The 23,801-nt window shown below is 27.8% G+C and carries 20 protein-coding genes; 14 read left to right on the top strand and 6 right to left on the bottom strand.

The genetic code is table 11. The features are described 5' to 3' along the window. Positions 1 to 274 precede the first annotated feature (274 nt). Complete coding sequence (locus tag ACFYH6_RS03395) at positions 275 to 871, top strand: AAA family ATPase (RefSeq protein ID WP_416179098.1); 597 nt, start codon at positions 275 to 277, stop codon at positions 869 to 871. 175 nt (positions 872 to 1,046) lie between these two features. Here ACFYH6_RS03395 and ACFYH6_RS03400 read toward each other — a convergent pair whose 3' ends face one another. Then, the gene (locus ACFYH6_RS03400) at positions 1,047 to 1,445 is read right to left on the bottom strand and encodes an HI0074 family nucleotidyltransferase substrate-binding subunit (protein WP_416179097.1); all 399 of its coding nucleotides are present in this window, start codon (positions 1,443 to 1,445) and stop codon (positions 1,047 to 1,049) included. Positions 1,446 to 1,593: 148 nt separating this feature from the next. Here ACFYH6_RS03400 and ACFYH6_RS03405 point away from each other — a divergent pair, with 148 nt between their 5' ends. After that, positions 1,594 to 2,235, top strand: a complete 642-nt coding sequence (locus ACFYH6_RS03405) for a histidine phosphatase family protein (protein ID WP_416179096.1) — start codon at positions 1,594 to 1,596, stop codon at positions 2,233 to 2,235. A 500-nt stretch (positions 2,236 to 2,735) separates the two neighbouring features. Here the strand turns inward: ACFYH6_RS03405 and ACFYH6_RS03410 are convergent, their stop codons facing one another. The 4 genes from ACFYH6_RS03410 to ACFYH6_RS03425 all read right to left on the bottom strand — a co-directional run bounded on the left by ACFYH6_RS03410 (position 2,736) and on the right by ACFYH6_RS03425 (position 5,898). Beyond that, the gene (locus ACFYH6_RS03410; RefSeq protein WP_416179095.1) at positions 2,736 to 3,389 is read right to left on the bottom strand and encodes an ABC-2 transporter permease; all 654 of its coding nucleotides are present in this window, start codon (positions 3,387 to 3,389) and stop codon (positions 2,736 to 2,738) included. Continuing rightward, positions 3,389 to 4,234, bottom strand: a complete 846-nt coding sequence (locus ACFYH6_RS03415) for an ABC transporter ATP-binding protein (protein ID WP_416179094.1) — start codon at positions 4,232 to 4,234, stop codon at positions 3,389 to 3,391. Before ACFYH6_RS03415 ends, ACFYH6_RS03410 begins: the two co-directional genes overlap by 1 nt. 25 nt (positions 4,235 to 4,259) lie before the next feature. Continuing rightward, positions 4,260 to 4,817 (bottom strand): TetR/AcrR family transcriptional regulator, encoded by a 558-nt coding sequence (locus tag ACFYH6_RS03420; RefSeq protein ID WP_416179093.1) that lies wholly within the window; start codon positions 4,815 to 4,817, stop codon positions 4,260 to 4,262. 76 nt (positions 4,818 to 4,893) lie between these two features. Beyond that, entirely contained in the window at positions 4,894 to 5,898 is a 1,005-nt protein-coding gene (locus tag ACFYH6_RS03425; protein ID WP_416179092.1) for a helix-turn-helix domain-containing protein, read from the bottom strand. Between the two features lie 241 nt (positions 5,899 to 6,139). On the opposite strand from ACFYH6_RS03425, the gene ACFYH6_RS03430 reads away from it, so the two are divergent. The 11 genes from ACFYH6_RS03430 to ACFYH6_RS03480 all read left to right on the top strand — a co-directional run bounded on the left by ACFYH6_RS03430 (position 6,140) and on the right by ACFYH6_RS03480 (position 21,776). Further along, on the top strand, positions 6,140 to 7,090 hold the full coding sequence (locus ACFYH6_RS03430; RefSeq protein WP_416179091.1) for an iron-hydroxamate ABC transporter substrate-binding protein: 951 nt from the start codon (positions 6,140 to 6,142) through the stop codon (positions 7,088 to 7,090). Then, positions 7,077 to 8,069, top strand: coding sequence for a FecCD family ABC transporter permease (locus ACFYH6_RS03435; RefSeq protein WP_416179090.1), 993 nt, complete (start codon positions 7,077 to 7,079; stop codon positions 8,067 to 8,069). The genes ACFYH6_RS03430 and ACFYH6_RS03435 overlap by 14 nt, the downstream gene beginning before the upstream one ends. Continuing rightward, positions 8,069 to 9,076, top strand: a complete 1,008-nt coding sequence (locus tag ACFYH6_RS03440; RefSeq protein ID WP_416179089.1) for a FecCD family ABC transporter permease — start codon at positions 8,069 to 8,071, stop codon at positions 9,074 to 9,076. The genes ACFYH6_RS03435 and ACFYH6_RS03440 overlap by 1 nt, the downstream gene beginning before the upstream one ends. Before the next feature lie 2 nt (positions 9,077 to 9,078). After that, positions 9,079 to 9,873, top strand: coding sequence for an ABC transporter ATP-binding protein (locus tag ACFYH6_RS03445; protein WP_416179088.1), 795 nt, complete (start codon positions 9,079 to 9,081; stop codon positions 9,871 to 9,873). Then, positions 9,870 to 11,126 (top strand): MFS transporter, encoded by a 1,257-nt coding sequence (locus tag ACFYH6_RS03450; protein WP_416179087.1) that lies wholly within the window; start codon positions 9,870 to 9,872, stop codon positions 11,124 to 11,126. Before ACFYH6_RS03445 ends, ACFYH6_RS03450 begins: the two co-directional genes overlap by 4 nt. Positions 11,127 to 11,507: 381 nt before the next feature. Further along, a complete protein-coding gene (locus ACFYH6_RS03455; RefSeq protein ID WP_416179086.1) occupies positions 11,508 to 13,631 on the top strand; it encodes an LPXTG cell wall anchor domain-containing protein in 2,124 nt (707 codons plus the stop codon). A gap of 74 nt (positions 13,632 to 13,705) precedes the next feature. After that, the gene (locus ACFYH6_RS03460) at positions 13,706 to 16,120 is read left to right on the top strand and encodes an O-antigen ligase family protein (protein WP_416179085.1); all 2,415 of its coding nucleotides are present in this window, start codon (positions 13,706 to 13,708) and stop codon (positions 16,118 to 16,120) included. Between the two features lie 147 nt (positions 16,121 to 16,267). Further along, complete coding sequence (locus tag ACFYH6_RS03465) at positions 16,268 to 17,863, top strand: peptide chain release factor 3 (protein ID WP_316342617.1); 1,596 nt, start codon at positions 16,268 to 16,270, stop codon at positions 17,861 to 17,863. A gap of 129 nt (positions 17,864 to 17,992) precedes the next feature. Then, a complete protein-coding gene (locus tag ACFYH6_RS03470; protein WP_416179084.1) occupies positions 17,993 to 18,370 on the top strand; it encodes a GtrA family protein in 378 nt (125 codons plus the stop codon). Between the two features lie 24 nt (positions 18,371 to 18,394). Further along, the gene (locus ACFYH6_RS03475) at positions 18,395 to 20,830 is read left to right on the top strand and encodes a YfhO family protein (RefSeq protein ID WP_416179083.1); all 2,436 of its coding nucleotides are present in this window, start codon (positions 18,395 to 18,397) and stop codon (positions 20,828 to 20,830) included. A 4-nt stretch (positions 20,831 to 20,834) separates the two neighbouring features. Further along, positions 20,835 to 21,776: a glycosyltransferase family 2 protein gene (locus ACFYH6_RS03480; protein ID WP_416179082.1), complete on the top strand. Its 942-nt coding sequence runs from the start codon at positions 20,835 to 20,837 to the stop codon at positions 21,774 to 21,776. Between the two features lie 285 nt (positions 21,777 to 22,061). On the opposite strand, the gene ACFYH6_RS03485 is transcribed toward ACFYH6_RS03480, so the two are convergent. Then, positions 22,062 to 22,928, bottom strand: a complete 867-nt coding sequence (locus ACFYH6_RS03485) for a Cof-type HAD-IIB family hydrolase (RefSeq protein ID WP_416179081.1) — start codon at positions 22,926 to 22,928, stop codon at positions 22,062 to 22,064. Between the two features lie 193 nt (positions 22,929 to 23,121). On the opposite strand from ACFYH6_RS03485, the gene ACFYH6_RS03490 reads away from it, so the two are divergent. Then, entirely contained in the window at positions 23,122 to 23,679 is a 558-nt protein-coding gene (locus tag ACFYH6_RS03490; protein ID WP_316343271.1) for a sigma-70 family RNA polymerase sigma factor, read from the top strand. Positions 23,680 to 23,801: the final 122 nt, after the last annotated feature.

The following is a 23,801-nucleotide window of genomic DNA, read 5'->3' on the forward strand; positions in this document are numbered from 1 at the left end:
AAAAGCCTCTTTGCTAAAGCAAAATTGGCCTGAATTATTTCAACAATTATGCATTATCAATTATGCATTATTCATTAATTGAAGTGTATTGAAAAAGTTCCGCTTATTAGTGGAGCTTTTTCTTTGCCCCAATATCTTCACTTTTACTTATTCACTCTTACTTATTATTTATTGCCTACAATATACATTGAATTTATCTACAATAACTGATATAATTAATATCTGTTTTGAAAAATAATTCACTTTTTAGATAGAATTTTTTGGAGGGTTTACTATGCCAAAGAGAATTGCCATTTTAGGTGGGCCAAGATGTGGAAAGACTACATTAATACAACAACTTTATGTTGAAATGAAAATTAGAGACTTAAATGTTGGGGTAGCAACTGAATATAGCACTGACTATTTAAGAGATAAAGGAATGATTGAAAATATAGCAGAGCAATATGGAATATATTTAGGACAACTTCACATTGAAGATAGCTTAAATGACTTTGATTATGCAATTACAGATTATGCAACTTTTGTTCCATATATATATGGAAGATTTATGCTTGGAGATAAAAAGAGAACACCAAAGGAAATTGAAATATTAAAGGATTTATACATATTAGCATTAAGAGATTTACCTAAATACGATCACATATTCTTTGTACCAAGAGAATTTGGTTATACTAAGGATGGAGTAAGATGGCAAGATGAAGAAGTTGCTCAAGCAGTGGACAACGCTATCTTAAGTTTCTTAGAAGCTGAAAATGTTAATTATCAATTAATTACAGGATCAACTAAAGAAAGATCAGAAAAAATCTTAGAAATACTTGAATTAACAGATGAAGATGACGAAAGAGATGTTAATTTAGATATGGCTAAATAAGGGGTTCCTATTATAGGAATCCTTTTAATTTTTGAAATTTATCAACAACAAAACAAATTTTATTAACAGAAAATTGTGAATAAAAAAATAATTATTGTTGATAATTTTCTGACTTTTTCAAAAATATTATGAATACATAATAATAAATAAAGGTGCTATATTAATAACACCTTTATTATAATAGTTTTTCTAAATTATCTATTAATTCCCTAATAGCAGCAACATATTGATTTTTTATTCTATCTGCAATTTCTTCAGCTATACTTTCATTATACATGTGAGAAGTTGAGATTCTGTCTTCTAAAAGATTAATCCAAACTTTATCATCAGAGATTAAATTATTTACATATGCTTTTTTAAATATTGTTCTTGGAAAAGAGTTTTCTAAAGTAACACCTAAATACTTCATAAATTCCTTTAAAGTCTTATGGGTTAGCTCATAAGTAAATTCAAATCTTTGAATTAATGAATCTCTAATTATATCGTTATTTCCATCATATATATCACTAACTTCTTTAAGCTTAGTATATGCTTTCTTTAAATTCATATATTTAAATTCAACATTAGTAAGCAAAATTTCACCTCCTATATTATTAACAAAAATACTACTTTTATATAATATTATATACATAATTAATTAAATAAGCAGTTTAAATTTTAATATTAAGTATTTCTTATAGCGTGTATAATATAAGAAGAAATAAGAATTTATGGAGGGCTATATGACAAAATTATATTTAACCAGACATGGTGAAACAGAGTGGAATGAAGAGGGTAGAATGCAAGGCTTTGGAGATTCTCCTTTAACTGAATTAGGAGAAAATCAAGCAATATGGCTAAAAGAAAGAATGAAGGATTTACATATTGATGTTATATATTCAAGTCCTATAGGAAGGGCTTTTAATACTGCTAAAATTATTAGAGGGGATAGAGATATTCCTTTAATTTGTCATGATGGATTGAAGGAAATGAGTTTTGGGGATTGGGAAGGTCAGGATCAAGAAACTATTAAATCTATGGCAAAAGAAAATCACTTTAATTTTTGGAATGTACCATCAAAATATATCCCTACAGGAAAGGGAGAAACCTTTAATGAAGTTAAAGAGAGGTCCTTTAAGACTATAAATGAGATTTTAGAAAAAGAAAAGGGAAAGACAATTCTAATAGTAACTCATACTATTACTTTAAAATCATATTTAACTGCATTAGAAAATAGGGACATAGATACTTTGTGGGATCCTCCATTTATAAAACAGACAAGCCTTACAGAAATAAACTTTACAGAGGATGGATATGAAATTCCACTAGTGGCTTGTATGGAGCATCATAAGTATTCTAAGAAAGAATATAACGAGGGTGAGTAAAATATAAATTATATCTGTTTCTTGCTCCGTCGCTTCGCTCCAAGTCGCCGAAACAGAAATAATTTATATCTTAGTATATTAAAATTGAATGAAGAAATTCAGGTAAGCTGAATTTCAAAAAATGGGGAAGTTATTTTAACCTGTGATATAGATACTTCTCATGGAATTCACATTTATGAAAAGGTTGGCTTTAAAGATACAGGTGACCGTGATGATAATGAGATGGTTATGAAATGAGAGATATAATCTTTAAGAGTATATAAGTCTGTTTTAGAAAATTGTTGTTATTAATTATAAAGCTGTTAATAGATACATTGATATGAAATACCAACAACATTTTAAAACAGAAGGGTATACAATAGTGAGGTTATGGAAATATCACATAATTGAAAGGTTAGAACTTAAAAGAAGAATAAAAAAGATGATTTCTGAATTTACAAGAAGTCATCTTTTTTAATAAAACAATATAACTTTTAAATAGATAACTAGTATAGTGCTTTTTATAAATCAATAATATTGAAGAGTTTTTTAGATTTAATAAAAGATAAATAAGTTCCTACTATATAAGTAAGGATTCCTATGATAAATACAATTATTTGTATAGAGAATCCATCTGAAGTTGTTGAATTTAAAAGTTCTAATCCAGGTATATGATGTAGAATTTCTCCTATGCCTACTACAATAAAAGTAACTATGCAATATATTACAAAGGGCTTACCAATATAATATGCTGTTTTGAAAAATCCAGTTAAGAAAACAAAATTAAATAAAGTAAATATAATTAAGACATATCCAAGATATGCGAAGTTTGCATTCATTAAAGGATTTTCTATATAAACAGTTGAGTTTTTAAAAGCTGTTAAACGAATAGCTGTTATTATAATATTTATAATAAAACTAATAATTTGGATACCTATACAAAATAAATATTTTGCCTTTACTACATCACTTTTACGAACAGGAAGAAGAGCTGTATATAAGGTATCATTATATTCACGAGAAAATTGAAAGGTATAAAAAATCCCCATACATACAAAGAAAGCTCCAACAAGAATTGGATATCCTGGTATAAAGGTCATAAATGAAAAAGCAATAAAAAAATAAGAAAGAGGTGATGCTGTTAGTTTCATTTCTTTAAATAAAAGTTCTTTCATTAATTTACCTCCTTTTCAAAATGTATCATAATAGTTTGTAAATCAGGAATAGCAAGAGAGAATTCCTTAAATTTATTAGAATCAGATTCCTTTATTAAAGCAGTAGAGCCATCTTTATTACGACTTACACCAATAAAAGCCTTCCTTTGTTCTTCACTAATTGTACTAGTTACATTCAATAAGCGATAACTATTTACAAAGTTTGTAATTTTATCAGAGGCAATTATTTCACCATTTTGAATGTAGGTAATTGAATCTGCACATTTATCTAAATCTGATGTGATATGAGTAGAAAATAAAATTGATACCCCATCATCTGCTAAATCTAAAAATACTTCTAATAAATCATCACGAGAAACAGGATCCAGACCACTAGTAGGCTCGTCCAAAATAAGAAGTTCTGCATGATGTGAAAGAGCAATTGCTAAATTAAATTTTACCTTCATACCTTCAGATAATTCTATTAGCTTTTTTTCTTCATCTAAGGAAAATCTTTTTAAGTAACTATGGTATAAGTTATCATCCCAATTAGGATAGAAGGATTTTGTTATAGCAATAATATCTTTAATTTTTTTACGTTGATAATAATTAATCCCACCTGCTGCATATCCAATACGCTGTTTAATTTCCTTTTCGCTATTATTAAAATTTAAACCAAAGAATTGTATTTTCCCAGAATCTTCATGAACCAAATTTAAAAGGCATTTTAAAGTTGTTGTTTTACCAGCACCATTTCTACCTATAAAGCCCATAATTGATCCTTTATCCATAGAAAAAGATACATTATTAAGCTTAAACTTTGGATATTCTTTGCAGAGATTCTCTACTACTAATATCTTTTCCATTTATAATCCTCCCTATAAAATAGTGTTATTTTTGATATGTATGTTTCATTGCTACATAAGCTTCTGTAAGCATTTTATCAATAGTATCCCAATCCCAATCTAGATAAGATGTTGCAATCGTAGTGGCAATGCCGTGGGAATATAGCCACATTTTAATATGAAAGTTAAAGGCATCATCATAGCTAATATTTAGATTTGAAGAAATAATACTAATGATTTTTTCTAGTGATTCTTTTTCATCTTCAATTTTTTCATTAGAACGGTCCCTCATAAAAAGTAGCTTAAAGAGTTCTTTTTCTTCTTTTGCAAATTTAATATATGAAATTCCACTTGATTTGTATTTTGGATAATTTGGGTCATTAAAGCCTTCTTTTATATATTTGCTATAGAGTGATTTAGCTGAATTAATCACATCTTTTTTCAGTTCCTCCATAGAAGAATAATTGCTGAAAATTGGTTGAGTAGAACATTTTAATTCCTTAGCTATTGCCCTTGCATTTAATGAATTTATACCACTTTTACGGACAATATCTATAGAAGCTTGAATAATTTTTTCTTTTGTTACCTGTATTTTAGGTGGCATACTACAGTCTCCTTTCATAATATAACAAGTGTTATATATCTAATGTTATTTTAACTCTAAAAAACAAAAATCTCAACTAATTTTTTCCTTTTCTAAAGGCAAGGGGAGTTTTCCCATGAAGCTTTTTAAACATCTTTACAAAGTTTCCACTATAATTGTAGCCAACCATCTTAGAAATTTCATCTACACTTAATTCTGTTGTAGAAAGTAAATTTTCTGCTATGGTCATTCTAATGGAATTAGTATATTCACTAATGGACATATGATATTTTGCAGAAAAGCCTGCCTTTAACTTTTGCTCGTTAAGAAAAACCATTTTACTTAAGGTTGATATAGTAGGAGGGTTACAAGCCTCCTTAGTTAATATTTCATAAGCTTTTTGGATGGCGTTAGCATCAGAAGCTGTTAATTTTACAAATCTATTTTTTCCTATTTTTATATCACCATAATTTAATTGATTGGTGAAGGTGTTTTCTGGAGAGGAATGTACTTCTTTAGAGATTATATGAATACATTCTAAAATTTTACTCTCTAAATATAAAGGAGTTAATTCATCAAATTGAGCTAGATTCCTTATATTTTGAATAATTGATGCTATTTCAAGAGGCAAATATCTATAAGTATAATTTTCAATAAAATTATTAAAATCCAAAGTGTTCTTAAAGTTTGGATTAATTACTTCATCAAAATATTTCTTGTAAATTGTTATTTCTGCACCGTGAAGGTGTTGACCTTTTTTCCATGCTTGCTTTCCTTTAATTCCTTTTTCTACAACAAAGAAGGAAGAAGGAGTAAAGGAGGAAACAGGATTATTTTCTATTTTAAATTTAGTTTCCCCAGTATAAACAGTTCCAAACCTAATGAATTCTTCTTTATGATCAAAGGAAAGAGAGAAATTCTCTGGAATTGTATAATCTCCAATACCAAAGTCATAGTAGCCCTCCCTTGAATATTTAATAAAATAACCTAAATCAGGTCTTTTTAAATTCTTATAAATAGTGTAACTTCCCCTGGGGTATGGAGAAAAAGTCATTTTTTCTAGAACTTGATTTTGAAATTCCCTTGTAGTTTTACAAATCATAGTAGCACCCTTTCTATAAAATAAGCCTATAAAATTCTAATTTTAAATTTACATTTTTCACATATAGGTTGGTAATAATATTATTAATAAAATATGTAGTATTATAACATATTTTTATTATAGTGGATGATAAAATTATTAAATTAGGTGCAAATATTGTATTGAGAATGAATATCATATACAATTCATTACGACAAAGAGAAATGTTGAAAATAATTATAAAAATTAATGGAGGTATAATATGAAAAGAAATATATTAAAAACTTTAGTAGCTACATGCATGACAGCAGTAATGCTAGTTGGTTGCGGAGTTAATGGTGGTACAAGTAATGAGAAAACTTCAGAAAAGACAGTAACAGTTACAGACGTTAGAGGAGAAGTGGAAATACCAGCAGAGCCTCAAAGAATAGTAGATTTAAGTGGAAATAGTGATATTTTATCAATTTTAGGATATAAAGTTATAGGAACAGCAAATAGTGATGCTTATGATTACACTAAGTTCCCTTCATATTTAGAAGAAACATTAAAGGGCGCTGAAATATTAGGATATAGCATGCAAGATACTATGGATGTAGAAGCAGTTATGAACTTAAACCCAGACTTAATAGTTATATCAACAGTTCAAGAAAAAATGTATGACCAATTAAGTGAAATTGCTCCAACAGTTATGATTCAATTAGAAGCATTAAATTGGAAAGATGATGTAAAGGCTTTTGCAAAAGTATTTAATAAAGAAGATGCAGCAAACAAATGGTTAGCAGATTATGAAGCTAAGGCAAAGGCAGCTGGAGAAAAGATTAAATCAGAATATGGTGAAGATACTACATATCTTTCATTCTTAGCAAGTGGTGGCCAATTCTTCGTATTTGATGGAGCAGGATTTGGTAGTGTTTTATATGAAGATATGGGACTTAAGAAACCAGAAGGAATGCCAGAACAAAGTGATATTAGCCTTCCAGTAGTAACTTATGAAGGATTAGCATCAATTAAAGCAGATTATATATTTGCAATTGCAACAGCAGAAGATTTAGCACAATTAGAAAGCAATGCAATATGGAATAACCTACCTGCGGTTAAAGAAGGAAAAGTTGTAATATTAGAATCATCACCATACTTTAACCAAGGATATAGCTCAATTGGAAGAGAATTATTAGTAGATGAAATAGGTGACATGTTAAATGAAACAAAGTAAGAAACATACAGCAATATTTGTAATATGTAGTTTGTTACTTTTAATAGGAGGACTGGTTCTAGCTGTAAGGCTAGGATCAGTTCATATTGGTTTTTCAGACATTTTTGACAGTATTTTTAATTATAGTGAAACCTTAGAACTTATGCTAGTTAGAGATGTTAGAATACCAAGAGCCCTTTCTGTATTATTAACAGGAGGAATTTTAGGAGTAACAGGTGCAATGATTCAAGGAGTTACTAGAAATCCAATAGCTGAACCTTCTATTTTAGGAGTAAGCCAAGGAGCTACTTTAGTAATAGCAATATTTTACGCAACAGGAATTGCAATAAATACACAAAATGTAATGATAGCTTCATTTATAGGAGCATTAATAACAGGAATTATTGTTTTAGGATTTATATCTAAAAAAGCAAATAATAATTCTATTGCAAAGATTCTTTTAGCTGGTACAGCTATGAGTACATTTTTTATTTCTTTAACAACAATAATTGGACTTTTATCAAATCAATCTCAAATGATAGGATTTTGGGTGTCAGGTGGATTTAGAAATGCTAGTTGGGCAGATTTTAAACTAGTATTTTTTGTAGGAATTATAGGACTTATTATAGCAATTTTATTATCACCTAAAATAAATATATTAAATCTTGGAGATGATGTAGCCATTGGACTTGGTGAAAAGCCAGAAAAAATAAGATTTACAACTCTTATGGTTATGATACCTATGTCTGCAGCAGCAGTAGCAGTAGGTAAAAACATTGCCTTTGTAGGCCTTATTGTGCCACAAATAGTTAGAAAAATCTTAGGAGAAGATTATAGAAGAAATATACCTTGTTCCTTTTTACTTGGTGCAGTTTTATTAACTTATGCAGATATTGCAGCAAGAATGTTATTTGATCCATATGAAACTCCAATTGGAGTATTTACAGCCTTAATTGGAATACCATTTTTCATAGCAGTTGCAAGAAGGGAGAGGGGATAATGAAAAAAAAGAAATTTAAAATAGCATTAATAATTTTATTAATTTTATTAGTTATCTCTTTTGCAGTTACATTATGCTGGGGAACATATAAGGTATCAGTTTTAGATGTTATTAAAACTCTTCTTGGAAATGGAACAAGACTTCAAAATACAGCAATTTTAAGTATTAGACTTCCAAGATTATTAGTTGGTACCTTTGTTGCAATTGCATTATCAACTGCAGGAGCAATACTTCAAACTATAACTAAAAATGATTTAGCAGATACAGGAATAATAGGTATAAATGCTGGGGCAGCAGTGGCAGCAGTAATATTTATTACTTATCAAACAGGAAATTATTATTCAGAGCTTGGACAGCTTTCTATATTTGTATTACCTCTTATGGCGATTATTGGAGCAGCAGTTTCTTCATTTATAATATATATGCTATCAAGCAGAAATGGAATAAGACCAAAGAGGCTTTTACTTATAGGTATAGGATTAAATGCTGGACTAAATGCCTTTATTACCTTCTTTACTTTTAGAGGTGGAGTTGGAGATTACAATAGAGTTTTGGTTTGGACATCAGGAAGTCTTTGGGGATCAGGCTGGAGTTATGCAAAGGTAATAATACCAATAGTAACTTTCATGTTTATCTTAGTTTTATTAAATTACAAAAAATTAGATGTATTAAACCTTTCAGATGAATTAGCTATCTCCCTAGGTTTAAATATAGAAAGAGAAAGAAAAAAGTTTTTAAGCTTTGCAGTAATTTTAGCAGGAACTGCTACAGCTTTTGCAGGAAATATAGGTTTTCTTGGACTAATTTCCCCTCATATTGCAAGGAAATTAGTAGGTCCCTACCATAAGAATTTTATTGCTATTTCAGCAATTATAAGTGTTATTATTGTACTTCTTGCAGATGCAGTTTCAAGAAACTTATTTTCACCAATTGAAATTCCTGTAGGGATAACAGTATCAATATTTGGAGTACCATATTTTATTTATTTAATGATGAAGGAGAAATAATTATGGAAGCTATTAGTGTAAATAATTTAAGTGTTGCTTATGAAAACAACATTATAATTGAAGATATGAATTTAAAAATTCCAAAGGGCAAAATCAGCATAATAATTGGAGCTAATGGATGCGGGAAATCAACTTTACTTAAGACTATAGCTAGAATTAATAAGCCTAAAAGTGGAGATATATTTATAAATAATAAAAATATAAAAAAGGTAAAAGAAAAAAACATAGCTAAAGAAGTTGCTTTTCTTCCCCAGGGGCCAGTTTGCCCAAGTGGCCTTACAGTAAGAGAATTAGTGGCCTATGGAAGATTCCCACATCAAAAGATCATAGGTGGACTTAATAGTCATGACAAAGATATTATTGACTGGGCAATAAAAGAAACTGGACTTTCTGAATTCGCAGATAGAGAAGTTGAAAATTTATCAGGTGGGCAAAGACAAAGAGCTTGGATTGCCATGACCTTAGCTCAAGAAACAGAAATAATAATGCTTGATGAACCAACTACTTATTTAGATATGTCTTATCAACTTGAAGTTTTAGAAGTACTTCAAAAATTAAATAGAGAAAAAAATATTACAGTAGTTATAGTTTTACATGAGCTTAATAATGCTTGCAGATTTGCAGACAATATAATTGGTCTTAAAAAGGGTAAGATTATTTGTGAAGGAATGCCACTAGAGGTAATTAATAAGGAAAATTTAAAAGAAATCTACGGAATAGAAGCCAACCTTCAAAAAAGTGAAAATGGACTATATCCAATATGTATGGATTATGAACTTCTTAGGGAGGAAGCATGAAAAATAAAAACTTTATAATAATAGTCATAGGGCAAATTATATCCCTATTTGGAAATGCAATACAAAGATTTAGTATGTCCTTATACTTATTAGAATTTACAGGTAGTGCTGCTACCTTTGCAAATATATTAGCAATATCAACCATACCTTATATTTTATTTGCACCTATAGCAGGAATGCTATCAGATAAGATAAATAGAAAAAAGATAATGGTTTATTTAGATTTCTTTTGCTCAATATTAATAGGAGGCTATGCCTTTATATTATTACAAGGTAGAGACCATGAATTAATAGTAGCTACAGTTATGTTTATATTATCAATTTGCTATACCTTATATGGACCAGCGGTAACAGCATCAATACCACAAGTTGTAGAAAAAGATAAACTTACTTCTGCCAATGGAATAATAAATCAAGTAGGGTCAATAGTAAACTTTGTTGGACCAATATTTGCTGGAGTATTATATGGATTAGTAGGAATTAAAGCCATTGTTATAATAAATGCTATAAGCTTCCTATTATCAGCAATAATGGAATTATTCTTAGAAATACCAGATGTTAAAAGGGAAAACAATTCAAAGGAGCAAAAGGTTTTATCTATAGGCTTTATAAAAAACTCCTTTGTAGATATGAAACATAGCTTTATATATTTAAAGGAAGAAAAGAAAATTATACTTGGAATTATAGCATCTTATGCCTTATGTAATATTTTCTTGGTGCCAATACTGTCAATAATTGCACCTTACTTTATAAATATATTCCTAGGACTACCTTCACAAGTTTATGGAATAGTAGAAGGAATATGCGTATTAGGAATGATACTAGGTGGACTATGGATAACAGTAAAACCAAAGATGTTCTCCATGAAAAAAGTCCACTATACATACTTCCCAATGATAATAGGGATAACAGTAATGTCCACTTTAACAAGCATTAAAGCTAGTAACTATGCCTTAGCTGCCCTTTTTGCCCTTGGTGGTATGGCAATTATGCTTTCATTATCCTTATCAAATGTTTTAACACTAACCTTTATACAAAAGGAAGTGCCACAAGATATGTTAGGGAGGGTATCTGCCTTTTCAGTAGCAGTTGCAACTATAAGTGTAGCTCCAGGTCAATTATTATTTGGACAAATTATAGAACTTGGAGTACCAATAGGACTAATATTGTTTATGACAGTACTAGCAAACATTGGACTTTTATTCTTTGTTAAATGGAACGTTAGAGGAATAGGCTCAATGGATAATGCGTAATGCACAATGCAAAATCAATGGATAATGCGTAGTGCATAATGCATAATTATGGTTAAAACTCCTTAGGGAGTTTTGGAAAATGAAAGAATGAAGATTCTCTTTTGCATTCGCAAAATCGAAATGAAAGAATGAATCAAAGTAATAAGCAAGAAGAATAGTTAGGGTAAATATATTATAGCTCTGATTGAACGTAATTCTAGTTAATTATGTTTACTCAGAGCTTTTTTATATACTAGCTAAAATAATGTAAGTTTATTAAAGAAAATATAATTAATTTATAAAACTTTGAATAATATGTAAAATAAATTCATTTTATGGTTGAAATTGTAAAATATGTATAATATAATTATCCATGTAAAATACATATTATGGAGGGGTAAAATGAGAAAATTTAAATTATTTATGGCTAGTGTTTTAACTTACTTTATGGCTATATCGATACTACCAACAGGTTTAGTAGAAATAGTAGCTAATGCGGCAGAAAATGAATATTCTACTTTTATAAAGAGTGATTATTATTTAAGATCTAATGCACTATACAAGGATAAGGTATTAGTTGCATATACAAAACCAGGCTTTAATGCTGAAGAAATAAATTTATCTTTAGTTGAGGGAGAAAAAGAGTTACCATTAAAAGTTGAAAAGGGAGTCAATTATGTAAGAATTGTATCTGATAAAAAATCAAAGGCTGCTATACAATATTTCTCAAATGAAAGATATAGTTATTATGAAGAGTTTGATTTTGAAACATTAAAGTTTAAAAGTATAACTGAAAAGGAATTTAATAATTATGAAAATAATAATCTTGATGATTTTTATAATTATGGAACATACTCAACATTAATACAAGGTTCTCAAGAAAATAGAGATGAGATAATTGGAAACGCATTAGATAAAATTAATAAAAGTAATGACAAGTATAATTTTACAATAGCAGATAAAAATTATGATTCAGCTTCATATGGGGTGAAATATTTTAATGAAAAAGGATACCTAGAAATTTTAATGTATGAAAGAGGAGTATATAATAAGGATTTAAATATAAAAAATGATATACTTGACTTTAAGATTAAAGAATATGATAGTATGACTAATAGCTATAAGTATTATGCAGGATTTATAACTGATAAGAATGTTTATACTGAGGAATATTTAAATTCACAAGAGTTTGATAATAGATATTTTGAAATGGATTATAAAGGTAAAGAATCATTGTTTTTATTTCAATATTTAAAAAATGGGAATAAAAAATTAATAGAAGTAAAAGATAATGAAATTATAACTAATCAAATCATAGACTTTCCAACTTGGAGTTCTACAAAAATAGATGATCTTTTTTATGTGTATGATGTTACAAATAAAAAGTTAAAAATATACAAACATGAAGGTATGGAATACAAAATTTCAGGAGAATTATATAGTTTAGCAGCTTCATTATCATTTTTAAAAAAGTCAAATGTACCAATGATATTGGAAAAAGAAAATGATAAAGTATATATTAGTAGAATTACTAATGAAGGAATTAAAAGAGTAACAAATGTTACTAATGAATTAAGTAAATTCTACGATATAAGTAAGGATGTTGATTTATCTATAGAAGAAGTTGCTCAAGATACTTATTTTATTAGTACCATGCAAGGTTTTATGATAATAAGAAAAAGTACAAATGAAGAACAAACTAATCCTGAAACACCAAAGCCACAAGAACCATCTACTCCAGTAACTCCAACAAATCCAGGGAATGATAATGGTGGTACAAAGCCTTCAGAAGACAAAGTAGTTACAGAAGTATCAAAAATTAAGCCGAATGATAAAAATGATATAGCTGTAAAAACTACAGAAGGAACTAAAAGTATAGAAGTTGTAGTTAAAGACATAGAAGCTATTAAAAATGGAAATGGATCATTAAATATAGTTACAGATAATAGAGTTAAAATTAATTTACCATTATCAGCAATAGATAAGAGCCTTTTAGAAGGGGCTAAGGATGTTACTATTAAGTTAGATATTATAGAGAATTCAGATATAGTTAAAAATATCAAAGGAGTTAATAAGGTATTTGATTTCAATTTAATAATTAATAAGGAAGATGGAACTACAAATGTCCATAACTTTAAAGAAGGATTAGTTGAAGTTAAGCTTAATTTAACAGATAAGGATTTAGAAGGATTAAATAAAGATAAAATAGTAGTTTACTATTATAATGACTCAACTAAAGCTTTTGAAGAAATGGAAACTTCAGTTAATGGAAATGAAGTAACTTTCAAAACTCCACATTTCTCTAAGTATGTAATAGCAGAAAAGACAGAAACAAAGAATGGAGAAACTCCAGCAAATGGAGGAACTAATGGAAGTAATACTTCTACAGATAAGAAAACTGAAGCTGGAAAGGGACAATTACCTGAAACAGGAGCAAGAGTATCAAATACTACAATATTAGTTTTAGCGGTAGGAATGTTAGCTATTGGTGGAGCTATGTTCTTTAGAAAAAGAAAACATGCTTAATTTAAAGTAGAATAATTATAAATCCATGCTTTAGATAAATCTATTGCATGGATTTTTAAATAAGGAGACAGTTTATGTTTGAAATAATAATAGGAATATTACCCTTTATAGTACTATCTTCAGTTTTTAAAGAAAACTTAGGATCCTTAATTTTGTTTTTAGTAGGAAGTAGCTTCATTATTAAAAATAAAGATAAAATTAAAGAGAGTAAGTACTTTTTAATCCTAATAATAATGTGGATTTCAATACTTATATCCCAAATAATTGTTTCACCTTATATTGAAAGTATTTCAGGAAGCTTTTTATATTTAGATATGGCTATCTACTATTTAATTTATGGATATATTTTAAAAGATAAAAACAAAGATGAAATACTAAAATATATACTTTTATCAATGTCTGGAATATGTGTATTTTATATTTGTTATCATGGATTATATAAGGGATATAGAGTTTTTGGAAATATTGGATATGCAAATAGTTATGCAGTACTACTATTAATTGGTCTTTATTTAAATAAATTTAGAGAAGAAGATAAGTTTACAGACATTATAGAAACCATTTTATTTATAGGTTTATTATTTACAGGTTCAAGAACAACACTTATTCTATCTATCATTTATATAATTTATAAGGTATATAGAGATAAGAAATACAACAATAAAAAGATAATACTATCCTTAGAACCAATTGCATTAGGAACTATACTTTATATAATTCTTGATAATTTAAAGTTAATAGCAATATTCATAGTACCATTAGTATTGATATTTTATATATTAATTAAAAATTTAAAGTTTAAAGACAAACTTTATTATGCTTTAGCAGTGTTAATAATAATAGGAGGACTTTTATTTCATAGTAATACCTTCAATAGACTTAAAAATATTACATTAAATAATGGAACTCTTCAAGAAAGATTTGTTTATTATGAAGATTCAATTAATAGTATTATAAAGCAGCCATTTGGCAATGGAATAAATATGTTTCAATATAAGCTATTTGATAATGCCACAGCCTTTTATGATGTTAAGTATATACATAATTCATATTTACAAGTAGCTTATGATACTGGAATAATTAATTTAATAATCTTTTTAGCTGTTATTCTGATAGGATTATTTAAATTAATTAAAAGTAAAAATGAAGATAAAAATTATTTAATATTAGCTTACTTAACTATATTATTACATTCAGTATTAGATTTTGATTTATCCTTTAGTACCTTCCCAATAATTCTTGCTATGTTAGTAGTTTTAGGTGATATAGAAGTGCTAGATAAAAAGAAAAGTAAGGAATCTAAAGAAATTAATAAAAATGAAGGAATAAATTTAAGTAAGTATTTATATATAGGTATGTCAGCTCTTTCTATTTATTTTATAATTTTTGAGTCAAGTATAGTAATAGGAAATTACTTAATTGATGTTAATACAAATTTAGCAGATAAAATTTTTAGCTTTTCAAATAGTATATCCTTTAATAGAGATTATAGGGGGTACTTTAATGGAGCTCAAGCTAAGAAGAATCTATATGACAAAACTAATGATGAGAACTACTTAAAGGAAGGAATAAAACTACTTGAAACTAGTAAAAAAATAAATCCTTATGATCCAATGGTGGAATGGAATTTATCTTATTTACATGAATCATTAGGGCAAAATGCAGCAGCTCTAAAATATGCTGAAAATGTAGTAGATAGAGAAAGATTTTATCCAGGTGCATATATAAAACTCTATGATTATTTAATGAAACTTTATGGTGAAACTGGGGATAGAAATACTGAATACAAACTTAAAAATTTAGAAATTACTTATCATGTTAACTATGAGGAGCTAAATAAAAGAGCTAAATATATGAATAATCAGCTTCAAGAAAATATTGATGATATTAGAAGTAAAAATATAGATTATAATTTATTATTAAATGGAAAATATCAAAAGGAAATTAAATATTTTAATCAAGATGATGAAAGATGGACAAACTATCCCTATAAAACATTAGATAATCCTTTAGGAAAAACAGGGTGTGGAGTTACAGCTATGGCAATGATTCAATCCACAATTAAAGAGGAAGATATAAATCCAGTAGAAATGGCAAAGTACTCTATTGAAAATGGATATTGCAATAACAATACAGAAGTAGAATTTTTTGATGAAGTTGTGAAAGAGTCACCTTACAAATTAGATGTTCAAAAATTTGAAGGAAATGAATTAACAAAAATAAAAAGGTTAGTAAGTGATGGGAAACATATGGCAATTGCTTTAATGAGACCAGGAAGTTTTACAACAGAAGGACATTATTTGGTTATATATGGAATAGACACTATAGATGGAGTAAACTATTTTAATGTTTTAGATAGCAATAAGGATAATGATAACTACAAGGATAATGAAAATATAATTTATAATACTCCAAGGGATGGGTTTATAAAAGTAAAATCAAGTGTATTTTTAGAAGAAGCTATTGAATATTGGGTTTATAGTGAGTAGTTGGAAATTATTGGACCCCTGGGGAATGAATTCCCCAGGGGAATAAATTTTCATTTTAAATTTTCTTAGTTTAGGGTATAATGAATAACTAGAGAAAAGAGATTTAACTAAAGCAAATTTAATTTGAAATTCAAGGAGGAAAAGCCATTGGCAGATTATATAAGTGAAATAGAAAAGAGAAGAACCTTTGCTATTATATCCCACCCAGATGCTGGTAAAACTACATTAACAGAAAAGTTCTTATTATATGGAGGAGCTATAAGACTTGCAGGTTCAGTAAAGGCTAGAAAGGCTTCAACTCATGCAGTATCTGACTGGATGGAAATAGAAAAGCAAAGAGGTATTTCAGTTACTTCATCAGTAATGCAATTTAATTATAGAGGACACTGTATTAACATATTAGATACACCAGGTCACCAAGACTTCTCAGAAGATACATATAGAACTCTTATGGCTGCAGATAGTGCAGTTATGGTAGTGGATGGAGCAAAGGGTATAGAAGATCAAACAAGAAAGCTATTCCATGTTGCATCACTTAGAGAAATGCCTATATTTACATTTGTAAATAAGATGGATAGAGAAGCTAAGGATCCATTTGAATTATTAGAAGAAATAGAAAACGAACTTGGAATAAAGACATACCCAATGAACTGGCCAATAGGTTCTGGTAAGGAATTTAAAGGAGTTTATGAAAGGGATAATAATAGAATTATTGCATTCTCAGCAGGAAATCACGGACAAAGTGCAGTAGATGCTGTGGAAGGTTCAGTAGATGATCCAAGATTTAGAGAAATATTAGGGGATGCCCTTCACGATAAATTAATGGAAGATATAGAGCTTTTAGATATAGCTGGAGATGAGTTAGACTTAGAAAAGGTTAGAACTGGAGAATTAACACCAGTATTCTTTGGATCTGCTTTAACTAACTTTGGTGTAGAGCCATTCCTAGAACATTTCTTAGATATGACTACAGCACCACTTCCAAGAAATTCAAGCATAGGAGAAATAGATCCCTTTGATAAGAACTTCTCTGCCTTTGTATTTAAAATCCAAGCAAATATGAATAAGGCACATAGAGATAGAATTGCCTTTATGAGAATTTGCTCAGGAAAATTCCAAAAAGGTGAAGATGTTTATCATATGCAAGGTGGTAAGAAAATTAAGCTTTCTCAACCACAACAATTTATGGCTCAAGATAGAGAAATAGTAGAAGAGGCATATGCAGGAGATATAATTGGGGTGTTCGATCCAGGTATATTCTCCATTGGAGATACATTATGTGCACCATCAAAGAAATTCAAATTTGAAGGAATTCCTACATTTGCACCAGAACACTTTGCAAGAGTTAGACCAGTAGACACTATGAAGAGAAAACAATTCGTAAAGGGTGTTACTCAAATAGCACAAGAGGGAGCAATTCAAGTATTCAGAGAATCCTTCGTAGGTATGGAAGAAATAATAGTTGGAGTAGTTGGTGTACTTCAATTTGAAGTTCTAGAATACAGACTAAAAAATGAATACAATGTTGATATAAAGATGGATAGACTTCCATTTAGATATGTAAGATGGATAGAAAATAAAGATGTTGATATGGACAAATTAAACTTAACTTCTGATGCAAAGAGAGTTAAGGACTTTAAAGATAGAAATATCCTTATATTCCAAAACGACTGGGGTATTAACTGGGCATTAGACCACAACAAGGGATTAATACTTTCAGGAGTAGGTAAAAGCGACGAATAATAAATTTAAAGAGATGGCATGGAAATAATATGTCATCTCTTTATTATTGTTAAAAATTATTTAAAAGTAATGTATAATAAAATAGTATTTACCAGTATAAGAATATATTAAGAAAATGGAGGATTTTAATTGAAAATCTTAAATAAAAAACAAATTGGAGAAATAATTAGATTTGGAATAGTAGGTGTATTAGCAACAGCTATACAATATTTAGTTTATATTATTGGATATAATTTTATTGGAACTAATATAGCCTTTACACTTGGATATATAGTTAGCTTAATGTTTAACTTTATATTATCAAATTACTTTACATTCAAAACTAATCCGAATAAAGAAAAGGGAGTAAAGTTCTTATTGGCTCATGGATTCAATTATGGATTACAAATGATATTATTAAATATATTTAATTACATGGGTATCCATAAAGCAATTTCGCCATTTTTAGTTTACAGTATAAGCATTCCGATAAACTTTTTATTAGTTAAAAAGGCTTTATCAAAATAAAGAAAAATTGGGAGGGTGATATTTTTGAAGAAATACCTTAAGGATATAATGCTTTCTATAATAATAGGAATTAGTTTTAGCTATATAGTCTATTTACTTCAAGGTGGAATTTTATATGGAGATTTATACAATCAAGGAATAGACTTTTTACAGTACTATGGTAGTAATATAAGTCTATTTGGTATTGGATATAATTATAATTGGAGCATTGCCTTAGGAGATAATATGTATGCCTTAGCTATATACTATCTTATGAGTCCATTTAATATTATATTGCTTTTATTAAGATCAATAAAGATAGAAATAGCTCTTCCAATTTTTATATCAATTAAATTTATATTTTTAATTTATTTTGCATCTATTTATTTTAAAAAGATTACTTCAAATAAATTTAAATGGTATGGAGCTATTATTTATGCTGCTAGTTACTATGTTTTAAACTATGGAGCTATACAGATTATGTGGCTAGATACTTTTATTTTCTTACCATTAGTTTTATTGGGCATTGAAAAAATCATTAAAAATGAAGGCAGCAAAATATATATAATTAGCCTATTCTTATTTTTGGTTACTGATTATTATCTAGCAGCCTTACTAGTTCCACATATAGCTATATATGCAGTAATAAGATACATTATTATTCATGGTAAAAATAAGGGATTGCCATCATTTATCTGGATAATGATAAAGAAGTCAATCTTAGGGGTACTACTATCAAGCTTTGTTTTAATTCCAGCAGCAGTTATAATGCTATCTTCTGCAAAAGAAACAGGTGTTAATAATAATTTTGGTATCAATATATATAATATATTTTCAATGTTAACTCAAAATTATATTGGTGCTACCAAACAAAGTAGTAATACCTATGTAACCTTACTAGGAATTCCAATCCTAATTTCATTTTTGATTTTTAGTAAAAATAAAAAGAATAAGTTATATTTTATTCATATTGGAATATTAATACTTGCAATTATTATAGAAAGATTTAATTACCTATTAAATTTTGCTTATATGCCAGTTGGAGGAGATTTTAGGTATAATATATTTTTAAATATTTATATAGCAATATTTACATTCTTATTCTTAAAAGAAAAAATTAAGAATAGTAAAATGACATTTAGCTTTAGTGTTATTTTGATATTAAGTTTATTATTTATATTCTTTAGTAAAGAAATAAGTATTGGTTTAAAGCTGTTAAATTTATTATTTATTGCTGCTTATTTATCTTCTATTCTATTCATTAAAAGAAAATTTAAGTTTTTAACTATTATATTAACTTTACTTTTATTATTAGAAGTAAATCAGCAATATTCAATTGTATTAAAAAACACAACAAAAGTAAAAAATGAAACAAGAGAAAACTATTCAAATGTATTAAATTATATAAGTAATAAATATGATAAAGAGGCTAGAATTGAAATAAGAGGAAGAGAAATGTCAAAAAACATTTATATTGCAAATGAAGTAAATGGAGTATCTGCATATCATTCTCTTATTAATGGTAATTACCTAAATACTAGTAATGTATTTAGTAATACAGTAAAGGATAAAGTAAGAGTAGAATTTAAGGGAAGAAACATAATATCACAATATGTAGGAACTAAATATTATGTTTCCTCGTATAATTATTGCCCTTATTATAATTCTAAATTAATAGATAAAGCATATGACTTTTATATTTTTGAAGTAGAACATAACAATCAGTTAAAGTTTTTTGCTGAAGACTCAATAATAAAAGGAAAATTACCAGCATCTATGATAGAAAAAGATATACTTTTATATAGTAATTTACTAATAGAAGAAGATACTGAAAACATTCAATTAGATGAAGCTTTAAGCAATAATTATTCAATTTATCCTCTTGAAAATACAGATACTGTTATACAAGAGTATGGGGAGTACTATGTAAGAAGCAAAAAAGAATTTAAAATAGAATATATTCCTTTCAAAGTAAATGGAAATCATATAGGAGAAGATTCAAATTTCCCTAATATTAATATAAATGATTTAGATTATAATGAACTTTATATAGGAAGACTTAATTATGGAGATATTCTAACTATAGATAAAGAGTATATAGACAAGCTAGAATTAATTTGTATTAAAGAAAGTTATATAGAAAAATCCATTAATAATATGAACTCTATAGATATAGATAATATTATAAAGGATAAAAATGGATTACAATCAACTTTTAATACAAAGGATAATGGATATGTAGTAATTCCAGTAGTATATGATAAGTATTGGAAGATAAAGGTTGATGGGGAAAAGGTTAATCCTATTATTGTAAATGGTGGATTTATGGCTATATCCACTGAAGCTGGGAATCATATCTTAGAGATGAATTACAACTTTTATTACAAAACAATAGGAATTATAATATCTCTTTTAACATTGATTTCAATAATTATATACAAATTCAAATTTAATAAGACTTTTAATAATACAAAGAGGTGATAAATTGAATAAGGTTAGTATAATAGTTCCTTGTTACAACGAAGAAGAAATGATTGAATTATTCTATATAGAAGCATCTAAGGTAACAAATAAGATATTAAACTATGAATTTGAATATATTCTTATAAATGATGGAAGTAAAGACAATACCCTAAAAACTCTTAGAGAATTATCAATAAAATACAAAGATATAAAATATATCTCATTTTCAAGAAATTTTGGGAAGGAAGCAGCCATACTTGCAGGTCTTAAAAATGCAGATGGTGACTACGCCATAATAATGGATGCAGATCTTCAACATCCACCAAGACTTATTATTGATATGATAAATAAAATAGAGGAAGGCTATGACTCAGTAGCAACTAAAAGAATTGATAGAGATGGTGAATCTAAATTTAGAGGCCTATTTTCAAAACTATTTTTCAAATTTTTAAATAAGATTTCAGATATCCCTATAGTTGAAGGTTCAACTGACTTTAGAATTATGACAAGACAAATGGTAGATTCAGTTCTAGAATTAAGTGAATATCATAGGTTTAGCAAGGGGATATTTGAATGGGTAGGATATGATACATATTGGTTAGAATATATAAGTGAAGATAGGGCTTTAGGAGAAACTAAGTGGTCATATTTTGGATTATTTAAATATGCAATAGAAGGAATAGTATCATTTTCAACAACTCCTTTAAGATTATCATCAATAATTGGAGGAGGAATATCATTACTAAGCTTTCTATACTTTTTAGTAACATTTTTACAGACATTAATATTGGGAAAGGATCTTCCAGGCTATGCATCAACTATTTGTTTAATTACATTTATAGGAGGAATCCAATTAGTTGCTCTTGGTATAATTGGTGAGTACTTAGCAAGAACATATATTCAAGTAAAAGGAAGGCCAAATTACATAATAAAGGAGAGTAATAAAGATAAAATTAAAAAATGAAAAATAGATAAGAAGTAATAGAGAAAAGATATATAAACTTTAATTTTGGAATGAAAAAATTAAAGAATGAATGAGAAAACTCCCGAAAGGGAGTTTTTTTATGCACTTCAATTAATGCATAATGCATAATTAAGGAAATAACTCAGGCAAGCTGAGTTAAAAATTATAAATTCCGAAGGAATTTAATCCTTAATTTTTTCATTCTTTCATTTCAATTTTGCGTAAGCAAAAGAGAATCTTCATTCTTTCATTAAAAAAAACTCAGAATGAGTTTTCACCATAATTTTACATTTTACATCCTTCATTCTTCATTAGCACGAAGTGCTCAATTGCTTTAGCAACGCCAGAATTATTATTACTGTCTGTTACATAGTCAGCTTGTTCTTTAACTATGTCTAGTCCATTGCCCATAGCAACACCAATGCCTGCGTATTTAATCATAGATAGGTCATTTTCTGAATCGCCTAAGCACATAACTTCACTAGGTTTCAAATTTAATGTTTCTGCTAAGTATTTAACTGCTTTACCCTTAGATATTGTTCCATTAATAACTTCAAAGTTATCATTTCCAGAACTAACTATATGAAGCTTATCACCAAAGGTTTCCTTTAATTCCTTTTTAGCTGCCCAGAGATTATCCTTATTTTCATCTTCTTCAATAACTATACTTTTTAATATAGTACCTTTAAAGTTTTTAAGAGTAGTAGGAAGGTCAAGTTCATCTATTAAGAATTTAACTCTCTTTTCCTCTGGCAAATCTTTATTCATAATGCTATAAGCATGAGTCTCAGGAATTTGATTTTCTCTAATAAGAGTATCCCAACTATTAAAATTTGCTGATAATCCATATTTTTTCACTATATTATATATTTCAAGGGCAGTTTCAATAGGTAAAGGAGTTTCTATTACAGTATCATCTTTATAATTAGTCTTTATATAAGCTCCATTAGAAGCAAGCACAGCAGTATCTATACCAATTAACTCAGAATAGTATTTAGCAGAACAAAATAATCTCCCAGTAGAGATTGCTATTGTAACACCAAGGTCCTTTGCTTTTCTTAGGGCTTCTTTATTTCTTTCACTTACTACATGATTACTATCTAATAATGTCCCATCCATATCTATACATATTAATTTAATTTTATTTTCCAAATCTATACCTCCAAAAGAAAATAATTATCATTACAACTAGTATAATCCAAAAACACAAAAATAAAAACCAATCTAACCTTAAATATTAATTTAATGTCAAAAATTGCGATAAAAAAGAATAGATAGCAGAACATATGTTTGGTATAATTAAATTGAAAATATAGAAAGGGGGAAGGGCTGTTGCCCAATTATTATGGAAAACTTAATCATTAAAGCAAAACAAGGAGACAAAGGTGCCTTGGAAGAAATATTAAGAAAGTTTCAACCTCTTATTAATAATACAGCTATGAGATTCTATATTTATGGTTATGAAAATGAAGATATAAAACAATTAGCTGTGCTGGCAATAATTAAAGCTATAGAAAAGTTTGATATATCTTTAAGTAATTCATTTCCAAGTTATGTGAAAGAGACAGTAAGAAATACTATTTATAAAGAAATAGATAAGGCTGAAAAAGTGTATTTTAAAGGTAAAATATCCAAGGAGATTGCAACCTTTATAGACATTAAAGATATAGTAGATGAGAACACCAATATACAAGAAGACTATATTAAAAAAGAAGGAAGAGAAGATTTAGAAATAGCTATAAGCTTATTAAAAGAAGAAGAGAGATTTTTACTTAAGGAACTTTATGTTGAAAATAAAACCCTAAAGGAATACGCTGAAGAAAAGAATATAGAATATCATAATGCTAGATATGCTAAAGAAAAGATTATTAAAAAATTGAAAAATACTTTACGTAACAACTAATTTGTAATTAAAGAGCTGCTTATGCAGCTCTAAATATAAATTAGAAAAGCTTATAATATATTTATCTTTTTAATGACGCTTATTTAAAGCATATAAGAGCTCATCATGAAAAATAGAGTTAG

This window comes from Clostridium sp. HCS.1 (genome assembly GCF_047900555.1).
In the GTDB taxonomy this organism is placed as follows: Bacteria; Bacillota; Clostridia; order Clostridiales; family Clostridiaceae; genus Clostridium.